The following is a 14156-nucleotide window of genomic DNA, read 5'->3' on the forward strand; positions in this document are numbered from 1 at the left end:
CTTAACGTGAGCCGTTTTGTTCCTATGCCTTCTACGTCGTTACCAACGCTACTGCCTCGCCACCTAGCCATTTTTTTGATGATGTCGGTGGCTACTATGTTCGCAGCTAACCACGTTTCCGCGCGGCTTGCGTTTGATAATGGTACTGGCTTACTTCTTGCGGTATTGATGCGTTCTGGCGTGGCGTGTTTGATTTTGCTGACACTGGTCGTGGTTCAAAAAAAGCGGCTTTGGCTACCGCCCGGCACATGGCCATGGCAGTTGGCAGTAGGGCTTCTGATTGCCATCCAAAGTGTGAGCCTTTATTCAGCGGTTGCACGTTTGCCAGTGGTCATTGCATTGTTGCTCGTTAACACCTTTCCTATCCAATTGGCGCTATTGAGTTGGGCGCTGGGCGGACCTCGGCCTTCGCTGCGCAGTTGTCTGATTATGGGCACTATTTTGATTGGGCTGCTAGTGGTGCTCGATATACCGAGTTGGTTCGCGGATGCCAATGCCATGGGGCCCGAGTGGTTGGTCGGTATTGGGTTCGGGCTAAGTGCCGCTTTTGCGTTTGCTTGCGCGCTTTGGGTCACCGAGCATCGATTAGCAAGGGTTGGCAGCACCTTACGTAGCCTGCTGACCATGCAAACGGTGTTTATTGTCATGATCGTTGGCGGGTTGCTAGGGGTGGTTCCTGGGGGAATGAGCTTGCCGGATAACAGCGCAGGCTGGACAGGACTAGCGTTATTAGCCTTGCTATACGGTAGTGCTTTTTCCCTACTGTTTATTTTTGTGCCACGCCTGGACATGGCGCGCAATGCCCCGGTTATGAACTTCGAGCCAGTAGCGTCGTTACTGCTTGGTTATATCGTTCTAGGTCAGATGCTAAGCCCAAGCCAACTCGTAGGTGGAGCAGTGGTCGTTGGTGGCATTGTTGTGCTCAGCCTTTCTAAAGGTAGGTAAACAGGAGAGGAAAAAGGAAACTATATGCAAGTTGGGTCGGCAGATTGCGTTCTCCTTAAGTATGAGCCACAATTAAAAAGTGTAAGGAAACACTGTTTTTTAACTGAGGTTTAACTTATGAAGATGACCGTATTATCACTCACCTCTGCCGCTCTTTTAGTTGGTGCGGGTACGTTCGCGGCATCGGCTCAAGCGCAACAATCCTTCCAGTACCCACAAGGATATGTGGGCGGCGATGCCATGTTTTGGAGCCTGAACCCAGAAAGAGGTTCTTCACGCGATGACGTTGGTTTGCGTCTCCGTGGTGGGGCACAGTTCAATGACTATTTCGCCTTAGAAGGTCATTTGGGCACCGGTGGTTCAGATGGTGGCGCCGAGCTAGATCACGTTGCGGGTGCTTATGCGAAAGGCATCGTACCCATTGCACCGGAAGTGCGTTTGTATGGCTTAGCGGGCTTCACTGAGGTTGATATTAACAACGACCGTGAAACCGGTTTCTCCTACGGTGCCGGTGCGGAAATGGATATCAGTTCCAATGTATCAGTAGGCGCTGACTACATGCGCTATCTGGATAAATCTGCCTATGATTTTGATGCTGCCAGTGTAGGCCTAAAGTACCGTTTTTAAGGCAATCGCCTAACACTTGATTAACCTGCCAGCAGAAACAAAGCCCTATTGCTAACCCTAGCGATAGGGCTTTTTTTTTTTTGCGCTAAGCAAAAGGGGCTTGCTAGCGAATGGTAAGGGTATCTGGTTCGCATAATAAGTTGATGTATCGAGGGAAAGTCATTGGAGTGACTTTATTGGGCGCTTGTTCATAATGAAAATATTGTTAGCGTGCTAATGGTTTGTTAGACTAAAGTATTCCACCTAATAATATCTCCAAGCGGTGACATCGTCGCTTTGGTGCTCGTCAATGAGAAATCCCAATGTCCCCTGATCAAAAATTTACTCGCTGGGTGAAAATAGCCCTGACCGTATTTTTATTGCTGTTCGTTTACTTCTTAATGGCCGATAGCTTTATGCCCATGACGCCTGAGGCGCGGGCAATGCGCCCCGTCACCAGCATTGCTCCTGAGCTAAGCGGCCCTGTGCAAGAAGTTGTGGTGAGAGACCATCAGTCGGTAACCCAGGGTGATGTGCTGTTTCGCTTAGACCCATCGCCCTTTCAAATCGCTCACTCCCAAGCCCAATTAAAACGGGAGCAAGCGGAGCAAGAAAACGCCCGCTTAAATGCAGAGCTAGCGGCTGCCAGGGCATCACTTGCCTCGGCACAGGCTACTTTCGATGAGCGCAGCGGTGAGCGCCGTCGTGCTGAAGCGCTGCTTGGGCGTCAGGGGATTTCTCGCCAGCAGTACGAACAGCAGGTCGCGGCCGAACATACCGCACAGGCGGCTGTGGCATCTGCCCAGGCACAGATTGAAAGCTTAGAGGTACAGTTGGGAGAAGAGGGCGACGATAACTTACGCCTTCGCCAAGCGAATAATGCCCTTGAAAAAGCTGAACTGGATTTAGCCCATACGGTGGTAAAAGCGCCAGAGTCCGGTGTGGTCGCTAATCTTCAGCTACAGCCTGGCCATTATGTGCAGGCGGGGCAGCCTGCGGTGGCGCTGGTCGCGAGCACGGTAGAGGTCGTGGCTGATTTTCGTGAAAAGAGCCTGCGCCATGTGGCGCTTGGCGATGAAGCAAAAGTGGTATTCGATGCGTTGCCTGGACGAATTTTTGAAGGGCATGTCAGTGCCTTTGACGCCGGCACCCGCGCAGGCCAGCAGGCAGTGGATGGTCAACTTGTGGATATTCCTGCTTCAGATCGTTGGATACGAGATGCGCAACGTGCGCGTATTCATGTGGCGTTAGATACGCCGTTGACTGAACTACCCCCCAGTGGTGCGCGGGCAACAGTGCAACTAGTGCCGGGCGAACATGCAATGGCTAAACCGTTTGCATGGTTACAGGCGCACCTGATTAGTTGGCTGCACTATGTTTACTAAAGCGGCTATTAAAACGGTTATTAAAAAAACACCCATAGAGGCTGTTAATAAGCCAGCGCTCTCTCAAAACGGCCTGCGCCAGTGCCTGCGGGTAGCGGGAGGCGGTTCGCTGGGGTTTATTATTAGCCAATTGATGGGCTGGAATTATGGCGTTTTTTTTACCGTTTTCCCGATGTTCTTGTTGGGTATGGTGCCCATTTTAAATGGCAGCATCATTCGCCAGTTTTTGGCGAACGTTAGCTTGAATGCTTTGGAAGTCAGCATGGTGGTGGGGCTTCTAAAGCACATGCCGGTAGTGATGACGCTGGTCGTACTAGGTCTGTTTTTGCTGCGCTTCAATCTAATGGCAAAAGGCCCGCTATTTCTGTTTGGCGCGAATGGTGTGTTGACGCTAAGCATATTGCTGCACTTTGCTAGCTACCCTGGTGTTGATTTAAGCGATCTCTTGGCGAGTAATATTATGGCCAGCCTGCTGGCGGTATTTATTGCTATGTTGATGCATACGCTATTTCCCGATGTTGAACCCCGCCAGCTACCACCGCGTGGTGCAAAGCCCGCAGCTCAAATTCGCCATGAAACATTGATGGGCGGCATTACGGCCACGCTCTCGTTCGTAGTGTTCCAAATGTTTGACCTCCGCGATTCGCTGTCAGCGCAAATGGCCACCATTCTGATTCTGTTTGCTTTAGGTTATTCCGGTGCTCGCGTGTCGGCAGGTAAGCGAGCAATCGGCACGCTACTGGGCTGTAATCTGGCGCTGGCAATGCAGCTATTGCTTTACACCCAAAGCCATCATTTTTTGCTGGTGATTTTGCTCTATTGGCTTGGACTAATGCTGTTTGCTAGAGAACATATTTTAGAAGGTGGCGGCTCAGGCATTGGCTTTGGAGGGCTGACAACGTTGGGTATTCTCTTTGGACAATCGTTAGGCCCGCAGCAAGACCTTGTTTATAGCGCGCTTTATCGGTTCTCTTCGATGAGCGTTGCGCTCGTGGGCACCTTGTTGGTAATGGCTTGTTTACACTGTTTGCTAAATAGTTGGCAGCCAACGCGCCTGCCTAAAAGTAATTGAGGTAACTTTTCTAACAAAGGCTACGCTAAGGAAGGTGTCGCCATTCGAAGTGAGTATTCACTTAGTGAGCGGCATCATCCCCACTAACGGATTAGAGGTGTTCGTCATGGCAAGTGGCAAAGAAGATAGAGTGAAAGGTACTGTCAATAAGGCCGCCGGAAAAGTGAAGGAAGCAACTGGCAAAGTAACCGGAAGTAGTAAAACAGAAGCTAAGGGTAAAGCCCAACAAGTAAAGGGCGAACTGCAGAAAGGTAAAGGTAAGGCCAAAGAGAAGGCTAAGAAATAGCGTCTAGCCAGGGCATTTCAATGCCAACAGAGGTCAATAACCTCTGTTGGCTTTCAGGTGGTAACTCAGTAGTGACCAAGCAGCTTCCACCATAAACCACCAACGACTACCCAAATGAGCAGGTTCACCACGCTCATAATGAAACCTGCTTTCCACCACTCTCCCAGCGTCAGGTAGCCTGAGCCAAAGATGACTGGTGAGGTGCCTGTGGCGTAATGGGTTAAGGTCATCATAATCGAAGATGTGGCCGCCATAATCAGCACAAAAGGCATAGGTGGGGCGCCGAGGCTTAAGCCAACGGTGAGAAATGCTGCCATCATCGCGGTGATGTGTGCAGTCGTGCTGGCAAAAAAGTAGTGGGTATAAAGAAAGGTGAGTACTAAGAGTGCAGAGGCTCCCGCCCAACCAATCCCCATCGTGGTAATCCAGCTCTGCATATTCGCTGAAAACCAACTAATAAGGCCTGTTTCGTTAAGTTGGCTAGCCATCATAATAAGAGCACCAAACCATAGCAGCGTATCCCAGGCATTTTTTTCTTTCAGCACATCTTCCCAGGTTAAAACCCCTGTTAGCAGGAGTAGCGATAAGCCAATAAACGCAGACGTGGTGGTGTTAAGCGTGACCGCATCCCCCAGGAAAATCGCTGGGATATCCGCCCAAAGCAAAAGCAGCACTAAGAAAACGAGCAACATGATGCCTTCGTTTCGGCTTAGCTTTCCTAGTTCGGCAAGTTTGTCTCTCGCCAACTGGGTGGCATTCGGGGTTTCTTTAATTTCCGGTGGGTAAAGCAAGTACAGAATGTACGGCATCGCCAGGATGGCGACTAAGCCCGGCAGCAGCATGGCGACCGCCCAGGTTAACCAGCTCAGCTGTATTTCTGCTCCAGTGGCGGACGAGATAAGTTGAACGGTTAATGGGTTAGGGGCGGTGGCGGTGATGAACATAGCCGAGGTGATGGGGTTGCTGTGGTAATTAACCAGCGCTAGATATTTGCCGATTTTACCAGACGTATTGTCTTCAGGATGTGAGTCAAAGCTGTGAGCGATAGAGCGCATAATAGGGTGAATGATACCGCCACCTCGCGCCGTATTGCTTGGGGTAACTGGCGCAATTGTTAGCTCTGAAAAGGCAAGGCCATAGCCGATCCCCAGCGTGCGTTTGCCAAAAATCGAGATGAAGTAGTAGCCAATACGTGCGCCTAGGCCAGTTTTAATCAACCCGCGTGAAATCATAATCGCAATGGCAATTAACCAAATAAGTGGGTTGGCATAACTGCTTAAGGCGACATTGATGGCCTCGCCTGGCGTGTCGCCGGTAACACCACTTGCCGCGACAATAGAAATCGCAATCACAGAGATCGCGCCAATGGGCATGGCTTTGCCGATGATAGCGACAATAGTGCCGACAAATATTGCCAGCATGAGCCAAGCGTTTGGCGTCAGCCCTTCTGGCAAAGGAATCACCAGCCAAATCAATAGAGTGGTGGCCACAGCGATTGCGGTCGACCAGGGTTTGAAAGGTAGTGTCGACATAATGGGTACCTATAGATTAAAAAAAAGCTCTTTAACTCTTGATTTAGTTTATATTTTTTGACGCTAGATAACTTGCGCTACGTCAATTGTTGGCTCAATAGAGATGATTTTATAGTGTAGTTGTTTTTTATGTGACGATCTGTAAGTCATCTAATTTAAAAGCTTTATTTTTGTTTTTCTATAATCGGATTGCTGCTGCAGATGTATTTTTAAAAATGAATAGCTAATGGTTTATTTAGGTCTGTTTTAATTATTTTTTATTTTTTTGATGCTTGTCAGTTTTTTATTTAAATGTTGGCCTATAGTTAGCGTCATGGAAGGTTAAGTACTGGTGGTTATATGCCGTAATAAGTGCCTGCTATTTAGCCTGAAAAAATGCATAGCATGGTGATTTATTAGAGGTGGAGAGCAATGGATAACGCACAAACGAATGATAATAAAGAAGTAAAACGCTTTCGTTTTCCCACGGCTTTTACCATTTTATTTAGTCTGACTATCCTCGCTGCGGTGATGACGTGGTTCGTTCCGGCGGGGCAGTATGAGCGGGAGTTTGACGAATCTCTGGGGCGAGAAGTTACCGTGGTGGGCAGCTATCAAGAGGTAGCGCCTAATCCACAAAATGCCTGGGATGTGTTGATGGCCCCAATAGCAGGGCTTTATGACCCTGCGACCAATGTGGCCAATGCAATTGATGTGGCGCTTTTTGTACTGATTATTGGCGGTTTTATTGGTGTTGTGACGGCGACCGGAGCGATTGATGCCGGTATTGGGCGAGCCATGAAACGCATGGTAGGGCATGAGAAATGGATAATCCCACTGCTAATGGGGCTATTCGCCCTCGGTGGCTCTACCTATGGAATGGCCGAGGAAACGCTGGCCTTCTACATGCTGCTAATTCCCATCATCATTGCCGCTGGCTATGACTCGGTAACGGCCGTTGCCATTATCCTGCTAGGAGCAGGGGTGGGGGTGCTGGGTTCAACAGTCAATGCTTTCGCGACGGTCATTGCTTCTGATGCTGCCGGTATCCCTTTCACCGAAGGTCTTGTCCTGAGGCTGGTGATTCTTGCGCTGTGTTTCGTGGCGACGGTTCTGTATGTGATGCGCTATGCAGCTCGTGTTCGCCGCAGTCATGATGCTTCCATTATCAGTGATCAGTATGAGGCGGATCGCAAGTATTTTCTGAGCCAGCGCGATGAGGAAACGCTGCCGTTTACCCGTACTCGTAAGCTAGTGCTCATGCTGTTTGCATGCACCTTCATCATTATGGTGTGGGGCGTGCTGGCGGCCGATTGGTGGATGGGCGAAATGACGGCGCTATTTCTGGCATCCAGCCTGGTGGTCGGTGTTGTTTCCCGGTTGGGTGAGGTGCGCTTTGTCGACTCCTTTGTAGGCGGCGCCAAGGAGCTATTAGGTGTCGCGCTGATTATCGGCTTGGCCAGAGGGATCGTCGTCATTATGGATGCCGGCCTTGTTACCGATACGCTACTGCATTGGTCTGAAGAGCGGGTGAGTGGTCTTTCCAGCATCGCCTTTATAAACGTGATGTATTGGTTACAGGTGATGATGTCGTTTTTTGTCCCCTCTTCATCAGGGTTGGCGGTGATGAGTATGCCTGTTCTAGCTCCGATGGCGGACTTCGCTGGAGTGGGGCGAGATTTGGTGGTGACCGCTTATCAATCGGCGAACGGATTAGTGAACCTGATCAACCCGACCTTTGCCGTGGTCATGGGGGCGTTGGCGATTGGGCGTGTGCCCTATGAACGCTGGCTGCGATTCATGTGGCCGCTGCTGTTGATTCTGACGGTGATCATTCTTACCTGCCTGAGTCTGGCAGCTCTTATAGGCTGAGGTTCGTCGGCAGTACTTCAACTTTGTATTGGTCGTGGCCACAAGCCGCTAAGCCAATGATGAAACGATACGTGCCTACTGGCATGCGACAAGGAGAAACGCAATGTCTACCAATGCCTCAACGCTTGGCGTTCATTCCGAAGCAGGCAAATTACGTAAGGTAATGGTCTGCTCGCCAGGGTTGGCCCATCAGCGCCTAACGCCGAGTAATTGTGATGATTTGTTGTTCGACGACGTACTGTGGGTAAGCCAAGCCAAGCGTGATCACTTCGATTTTGTGACCAAAATGCGTGAACGTGGCGTGGAAGTGCTGGAAATGCACAACCTGCTGACGGACACCCTCAACATTCCTGAGGCGCGCAGTTGGCTCCTGGATCGTAAGATTACTGCGAATCAAGTGGGGTTAGGGCTACAGGATGAAGTGCGTGCCTGGCTTGATGAGATGGAGCCGCGCCGACTTGCTGAGTTTCTTATCGGCGGGATATCAGGCAATGATATGGCGGGGTCCCAGGGAGGTGAAATCCTCAAAATGTTTCGCGATTACCTGGGCCATTCAAGCTTTATTCTGCCGCCACTACCGAATACTCAGTTCACCCGTGACACAACGTGCTGGATCTATGGCGGTGTGACATTGAACCCGATGCATTGGCAGGCTCGGCGCCAAGAAACGCTACTTACCACGGCGATCTACAAATTCCATCCTGAGTTTGAAAAAGCCGACTTTCAGGTCTGGTACGGCGACCCTGATGTGGATCATGGCCTAGCGACTCTGGAAGGTGGAGACGTGATGCCGATAGGCAACGGCGTTGTGCTGATTGGAATGGGCGAACGCAGCTCTCGTCAGGCCATTGGCCAAGTGGCACAAGCGCTATTCTCTGCCGGTGCGGCCAAGCGAATCGTTGTCGCAGGCCTGCCAAAATCGCGCTCGGCGATGCATCTGGATACCGTATTCAGCTTTTGTGACCACGATCTGGTAACCATTTTTCCTGAAGTCGTACGCAATATCGTCGCCTTCAGCCTCCGGCCAGATGAGAGTCGCCCAGGGGGGATCGATGTACGCCGAGAAGAAAATAGCTTCCTTGAGGTGGTCGCTGAGTCGCTCGGTTTGCCCGCCTTGCGTGTGGTGGAAACGGGCGGTGACAGTTTCGAATCAGAGCGTGAGCAGTGGGATGACGGTAACAACGTTGTGGCACTCGAGCCCGGCGTGGTGATTGGCTACGACCGCAATACATCGACGAACACGCTGCTACGCAAGGCAGGCGTAGAGGTCATCACCATTAGCGCCAGTGAGCTTGGTCGCGGTCGTGGCGGTGGCCACTGCATGACTTGCCCGATCATTCGTGACCCCATTGACTACTGAGAGCGTTCATCATGGCATTTAATATTCATCACCGTAGCCTGCTTAGCCTCATGCATCATAGCGAGCGTGAGCTTTGCTATCTGCTTGACCTTGCCCGCGACCTCAAGCGCGCCAAGTACTCCGGTACGGAGCAGCAACTTCTCAAGGGGCAGAATATTGCGCTGATCTTCGAGAAGACATCAACCCGTACACGGTGTGCCTTCGAAGTGGCCGCATACGACCAAGGCGCCAATATTACCTTCATTGACCCAGGCTCCTCGCAAATTGGCCATAAAGAGAGCATGAAGGATACCGCTCGTGTGTTGGGCCGCATGTACGACGCTATTGAGTATCGCGGCTTTAAACAGGAAGTTGTCGAAGAGCTGGCCAGCTATGCGGGCGTGCCGGTTTACAACGGTTTAACCGAGGAGTATCACCCGACACAAATGCTCGCTGACGTGATGACCATGCGGGAGCATACACAAAAGCCGTTACACCAGATCAGCTATGCCTATGTGGGAGATGCCCATAACAACATGGGCAAATCGCTACTCTTAATTGGTGCCAAGCTTGGCATGGATGTGCGCATTGCTGCCCCCAAAGCGTTGTGGCCTTCTCAAGAACACATCGATGCTTGCCAGCGTTTTGCGGAGGAAAGTGGTGCCACTATTACGTTGACCGAGGACCCAGAAGCGGCGGTTAAAGGTGTCGACTTTATCCACACGGACGTGTGGGTCTCGATGGGTGAGCCAGTAGAAGCCTGGGGGGAGCGGATTGAGCAGCTCCTGCCTTATCAGGTAAACAGCAGCCTGATGCAGTGTGCAGGTAATCCGCGCGTCAAATTCATGCACTGTTTACCAGCCTTCCACAATACGGAAACTAAAATCGGCAAGCAGGTGGCTGATCAATACCCGCACTTGGCAAATGGCATTGAGGTGACCGAGGAGGTCTTCGAGTCGCCGGCCTGTATTGCATTTGAACAGGCGGAAAACCGCATGCACACCATCAAGGCGGTGCTTGTTGCCACCTTGGGTGGGGTCTGAGGAGAAATGTCGATGCGAATTGTCGTTGCACTGGGTGGAAATGCCTTACTACGTCGTGGAGAGCCGATGACAGCAGAGGCTCAGCGTGGAAATATTAGAATTGCCTGTGAACAAATTGCCAGGATCGCACCAGGTAATGAATTGGTAATCGCCCACGGCAACGGCCCGCAAGTTGGGTTGCTGGCACTGCAGGGGGCTGCTTACACGGATGTTAGTGCCTACCCACTGGATGTTCTAGGTGCAGAAACGGAAGGCATGATCGGTTATATGATTGAGCAGGAACTCGGCAACCTGCTGCCTGTTGAGGTTCCGCTGGCTACCTTATTAACACAAGTGGAAGTTGACCTTGATGACCCTGCGTTTCAGCACCCCAGCAAGCCGATAGGTCCGGTTTATACAGCGGACGAGGCCGAACGCTTGGCTAAGGAGAAAGGTTGGAGCATTGCACCCGACGGGGACAAATTCCGTCGTGTGGTTGCCAGTCCGCGTCCCAACAGGATTTTCGAGATTCTCCCGGTAAAGTGGCTTCTCGAAAAAGGTACGATCGTCATTTGTGCTGGCGGGGGGGGGATTCCTACTGCCTACGACGAAAATAATAAACTCAATGGTGTAGAGGCAGTGATCGATAAGGATCTCTGTTCGGCCCTACTCGCTGAGCAGTTGCAGGCTGATTTACTGATCATTGCGACGGATGTTGATGCCGCGTATGTCGACTGGAATGGGCCAAACCACAAGGCGATCGCGAGTGCTCATCCGGATGTGCTGGATGACATGCAGTTTGCGGCGGGCTCCATGGGGCCAAAAATAGAGGCAGCATGCAGCTACAGCAGGAATACCGGTAAAGAAGCGGTTATTGGTGCATTGGCTGATATCGAAGAAATTCTTCAGGGAGCCGCCGGCACCCGTGTTAGCACCAACACACAGGGCATTAACTTCCGTTAGGTGCTTTTACTAGGAAGCTTTGTTAGAGAGCTTTGTTTGGCAACCTCGCATTAGCTTTTGTTTTTAAAAGTATTCCTGTGGTGGCTTCTTATGACAAATAATAAGCTGCCCACCTAGTAGCCTAAAGCTTGATATGGCGCAATTTTAGCCGCCGTCAGCCATCGATTAATCGCCTAAGCTGAGTGGTGAAGCGCTATGACTCCCTGCACAGAGGAATCGTCCCATGCCTACCATGATGAAAGCGGCTATTTTTGTTGAGCCTGGCCGCATTGAGATTGACGACAAGCCCATTCCCGAGATCGGCCCCAATGATGCGCTGATGCGTGTCACCACTACCACAATCTGCGGCACCGACATTCATATCCTCAAGGGTGAATATCCCGTTGAGCGAGGCTTAACCATCGGCCATGAGCCGGTGGGCGTGATTGAAAAGCTGGGCGCCAACGTAAAGGGCTACCAGGAAGGCCAGCGCGTCATCGCCGGAGCGATTTGCCCGAGCTTCACCTCTTATGCCTGCCAAGATGGTTGCTCCTCGCAAGATGGTGGCCACCACAGCCACGGTTATAAACCAATGGGCGGCTGGCGCTTTGGCAATACCATCGACGGTGCCCAGGCGGAGTACTTATTGGTGCCTGATGCCCAGGCCAATCTCTCGCCCGTGCCAGACGGCCTAACCGACGAACAAGTGCTGATGTGCCCCGATATCATGTCGACCGGCTTTGCGGGTGCCGAAAAAGCGGGTATCAATATTGGCGACACTGTGGTGGTGTTCGCGCAAGGCCCGATTGGGCTGTGTGCGACAGCAGGTGCGCGGTTACGTGGGGCGGGGATGATTATTGCTGTCGACGGTGTTGATGAACGTTTGGCAATGGCCAAGCAGATGGGCGCTGACGTGACGCTGGATTTCCGCAAAGTTGATGTCGTAGAGGAAATTCTAAAGCTGACCGGCGGGCGCGGTGTGGATGTGGCCATTGAAGCACTCGGCCTGCAGCAAACCTTTGAATCGGCCTTGCGGGTGCTAAAACCTGGCGGCACGCTCTCAAGCCTGGGCGTTTACTCTGAAGACCTGACGATTCCGCTGGGCGCTTTCTGTGCTGGGCTAGGTGACCACAAGATCATTACGTCACTTTGCCCTGGCGGCAAAGAGCGAATGCGCAGGCTGATGAGCATCATTGCTGCAGGGCGACTAGATCTTGGCCCCATGGTCACGCACCGCTATGCGTTGGAGAACATTGTTGATGCTTATGATCTGTTCTCCCACCAACGTGATGGCGTGTTGAAAGTGGCCCTTGAGGTCTCGTAGCGCTTAAGTAAGTTCAAGAGCCATACATACGCCACCTGTATCAGTATGGCTGCCGACGAAAAACTCGCTAACGATCACAGTGACACGATGAGAGCTGCATCCAATGGCGAGTTTTTCGGATGTTAGGAATAGCCAGTGCTTAGTTCAATTCCAGCGAGAAGCTCATTTCAACGCCTGCATCATCCACTCTGAACCAGTACTCCATGTTCTTGTAGATATCGCTATATTGCTTGAGCAAATCAATATCAAGCTCTGCCAATTCATCGGAGGGCATTTGCGCTATGACATCGGCCAGTGAATGGTAGAACTCACCCGTCAGATGGCCATGAACCAGTAGGTCACGCTCGGAAACAGGGGCTTGCAGTTCTTCCTGTAGTGTTTCGGAATCGCTGATGCCAACGCCCAAGGTAATGGCGCTTTCAGACATGGCCGCGTAGAGCTCTGGTGAGTCTGGTGGCAGCATCATGCTGTCAATTTTTTTGGCTTCTCCACCGGGTTCAAGTCCAAGTGTCCCTAAATCAGGCGCGAACGCGCTTGCTGTAGACAGCAGTGCAAGCGGGTTTTGCGAAGCGAGGGTCAGGAGACCAGTGCCAGTGGGCTCGCCATCTTTCATTGTCAGGTTGTTAAGGCGTGCTCTGAAACCAGACAGGGATGGGCCAATCATCATGGCGACTGGATTGTTGATCGCTTTATTGATCTCATTCCAGGTGCTGTTTAATTCCTGAAGCTCATCACAGCTAAACGGGTTTTGACGCACTTCCTGAGCATACTTCTGAACAGTTTGCATCAGCACCGGTAGATTCAGGCCTAGCCCAAAGCTGGCCATGCCCTCTGTGCTACCAAGGCCCGGAACCTGAGCGGTCATTGCACGAAGATCGCTGACAATAGCCTCATCGGTTTCCAGTATAAGATTCATCTCCATACGGTCGAGGTTATACTCACGCATGCCCATTACAAGACCAGGGAAGCGATTGGTGATGCGGTCAATATCTGCTTGGCAGGCGGAGAGATCCAGCCGCTCTGCATCAGCTGCGTCCAATAGTGCTTGAGTACCTAAGTGTGTGGGGGTACTCAGCTCACTAAGCAGGCGTGATGAGTCGATTTCCCCAGCACCATAGGGCGTGAAGCCATGACGCTGTTCAATTTCCTCTAGGGCGCCGGTATCACCAATGCTGCTGTCAGGCAGGGTGCTACCCAGCACCTGTGATAGCAACTCATCACTGACATTTTCTGGCACCACCGACATCAGCAGTTGCTTATCGATAATGGCCATGATGGCTTTGATCGGACCATCTTGTGTTAGCACCCAGTACTCTTTTTCATCTGTTGTGGCCGTACTCGGATTGATATCTGCATTGGTGAGGATGCGCTGCAGCGTTTCGCGGAAAGCGTCTTCATCCTGCAATTCCATACGCAGAGTGGGCAAGATACCCAGTCCGTATAAAGCGACCTGGGGGCTCATTTTAAAGCCCAGCGCATGAATATCATCGAGTGTTTCAACCCCGACAAACTCTTCCCCCATCGCGATCAACAGTGACATCAGCGAATGCAACACGTCATCGTCTATCTCGTGTAGCATGTCGCGCAGTTCATCCAAGTCAGCTTCAAGGCTATCCTTTGGCTGCATGCGCTGGTAAAGAGCAAAGGCATCTTGTTCAGGCATTGACTCCCGTGTTGCCACAAAATAGGGAGAGTCGGCGGGGATATATTTCAACAGGGAAGCTGAGAGGTTTTTTGGTGCTTCCTGCTGGGTGCCTGATGCTGTTGGCGCGCTATCATCGCTGCAGCCACTCAGTACGCCCGTGCTGAGAAGGGCAAGAGAAACAGCCAAGGATAGTTTCGTTCTCATCTA

At 51.5% G+C, this 14156-nt stretch carries 12 protein-coding genes; 10 read left to right on the forward strand and 2 right to left on the reverse strand.

The features are described from left to right. Positions 1–24 precede the first annotated feature (24 nt). From ACN06F_RS04485 to ACN06F_RS04505, 5 genes are all read left to right on the forward strand, one after another. Positions 25–945, forward strand: coding sequence for an EamA family transporter (locus ACN06F_RS04485; protein ID WP_120385579.1), 921 nt, complete (start codon positions 25–27; stop codon positions 943–945). A gap of 117 nt (positions 946–1062) precedes the next feature. Beyond that, positions 1063–1572 (forward strand): porin family protein, encoded by a 510-nt coding sequence (locus ACN06F_RS04490; protein ID WP_038482147.1) that lies wholly within the window; start codon positions 1063–1065, stop codon positions 1570–1572. A gap of 302 nt (positions 1573–1874) precedes the next feature. Further along, positions 1875–2936 carry an HlyD family secretion protein gene (locus ACN06F_RS04495; protein WP_287705796.1) on the forward strand — a complete coding sequence of 354 codons (1062 nt, stop codon included), beginning with the start codon at positions 1875–1877 and terminating at the stop codon, positions 2934–2936. Further along, a complete protein-coding gene (locus ACN06F_RS04500; RefSeq protein ID WP_253487092.1) occupies positions 2926–4008 on the forward strand; it encodes a DUF2955 domain-containing protein in 1083 nt (360 codons plus the stop codon). The genes ACN06F_RS04495 and ACN06F_RS04500 overlap by 11 nt, the downstream gene beginning before the upstream one ends. A gap of 106 nt (positions 4009–4114) precedes the next feature. After that, positions 4115–4294, forward strand: coding sequence for a CsbD family protein (locus tag ACN06F_RS04505; protein WP_253487094.1), 180 nt, complete (start codon positions 4115–4117; stop codon positions 4292–4294). Between the two features lie 65 nt (positions 4295–4359). Here the strand turns inward: ACN06F_RS04505 and ACN06F_RS04510 are convergent, their stop codons facing one another. Further along, positions 4360–5826: a DASS family sodium-coupled anion symporter gene (locus tag ACN06F_RS04510; RefSeq protein ID WP_198348496.1), complete on the reverse strand. Its 1467-nt coding sequence runs from the start codon at positions 5824–5826 to the stop codon at positions 4360–4362. A 411-nt stretch (positions 5827–6237) separates the two neighbouring features. On the opposite strand from ACN06F_RS04510, the gene ACN06F_RS04515 reads away from it, so the two are divergent. The 5 genes from ACN06F_RS04515 (at position 6238) to ACN06F_RS04535 (ending at position 12304) form a co-directional block, all read left to right on the forward strand. After that, a complete protein-coding gene (locus tag ACN06F_RS04515; protein WP_433924745.1) occupies positions 6238–7677 on the forward strand; it encodes a YfcC family protein in 1440 nt (479 codons plus the stop codon). A 103-nt stretch (positions 7678–7780) separates the two neighbouring features. Next, positions 7781–9037, forward strand: coding sequence for an arginine deiminase (arcA, locus tag ACN06F_RS04520; protein WP_095602497.1), 1257 nt, complete (start codon positions 7781–7783; stop codon positions 9035–9037). A gap of 11 nt (positions 9038–9048) precedes the next feature. After that, on the forward strand, positions 9049–10059 hold the full coding sequence (locus ACN06F_RS04525; protein WP_038482161.1) for an ornithine carbamoyltransferase: 1011 nt from the start codon (positions 9049–9051) through the stop codon (positions 10057–10059). 12 nt (positions 10060–10071) lie between these two features. After that, complete coding sequence (gene arcC / locus ACN06F_RS04530) at positions 10072–11001, forward strand: carbamate kinase (RefSeq protein ID WP_038482165.1); 930 nt, start codon at positions 10072–10074, stop codon at positions 10999–11001. A 223-nt stretch (positions 11002–11224) separates the two neighbouring features. Then, positions 11225–12304, forward strand: a complete 1080-nt coding sequence (locus ACN06F_RS04535) for an NAD(P)-dependent alcohol dehydrogenase (RefSeq protein WP_120385571.1) — start codon at positions 11225–11227, stop codon at positions 12302–12304. 139 nt (positions 12305–12443) lie between these two features. Here the strand turns inward: ACN06F_RS04535 and ACN06F_RS04540 are convergent, their stop codons facing one another. Continuing rightward, positions 12444–14153, reverse strand: a complete 1710-nt coding sequence (locus ACN06F_RS04540; protein WP_433924746.1) for a hypothetical protein — start codon at positions 14151–14153, stop codon at positions 12444–12446. Positions 14154–14156 lie beyond the last annotated feature (3 nt).

The organism is Vreelandella sp. 21 (genome assembly GCF_050995515.1).
In the GTDB taxonomy this organism is placed as follows: Bacteria; Pseudomonadota; Gammaproteobacteria; order Pseudomonadales; family Halomonadaceae; genus Vreelandella; species Vreelandella alkaliphila.

Coding starts and splice junctions, on each gene's coding strand:
- ACN06F_RS04540 (WP_433924746.1), bottom strand. CDS start 14,153: ATGAGAACGAAACTATCCTTGGCTGTTTCTCTTGCCCTTCTCAGCACG.
- ACN06F_RS04515 (WP_433924745.1), top strand. CDS start 6,238: ATGGATAACGCACAAACGAATGATAATAAAGAAGTAAAACGCTTTCGT.
- ACN06F_RS04535 (WP_120385571.1), top strand. CDS start 11,225: ATGCCTACCATGATGAAAGCGGCTATTTTTGTTGAGCCTGGCCGCATT.
- ACN06F_RS04500 (WP_253487092.1), top strand. CDS start 2,926: ATGTTTACTAAAGCGGCTATTAAAACGGTTATTAAAAAAACACCCATA.
- ACN06F_RS04485 (WP_120385579.1), top strand. CDS start 25: ATGCCTTCTACGTCGTTACCAACGCTACTGCCTCGCCACCTAGCCATT.
- arcC (WP_038482165.1), top strand. CDS start 10,072: ATGCGAATTGTCGTTGCACTGGGTGGAAATGCCTTACTACGTCGTGGA.
- ACN06F_RS04505 (WP_253487094.1), top strand. CDS start 4,115: ATGGCAAGTGGCAAAGAAGATAGAGTGAAAGGTACTGTCAATAAGGCC.
- arcA (WP_095602497.1), top strand. CDS start 7,781: ATGTCTACCAATGCCTCAACGCTTGGCGTTCATTCCGAAGCAGGCAAA.
- ACN06F_RS04525 (WP_038482161.1), top strand. CDS start 9,049: ATGGCATTTAATATTCATCACCGTAGCCTGCTTAGCCTCATGCATCAT.
- ACN06F_RS04510 (WP_198348496.1), bottom strand. CDS start 5,826: ATGTCGACACTACCTTTCAAACCCTGGTCGACCGCAATCGCTGTGGCC.
- ACN06F_RS04490 (WP_038482147.1), top strand. CDS start 1,063: ATGAAGATGACCGTATTATCACTCACCTCTGCCGCTCTTTTAGTTGGT.
- ACN06F_RS04495 (WP_287705796.1), top strand. CDS start 1,875: ATGTCCCCTGATCAAAAATTTACTCGCTGGGTGAAAATAGCCCTGACC.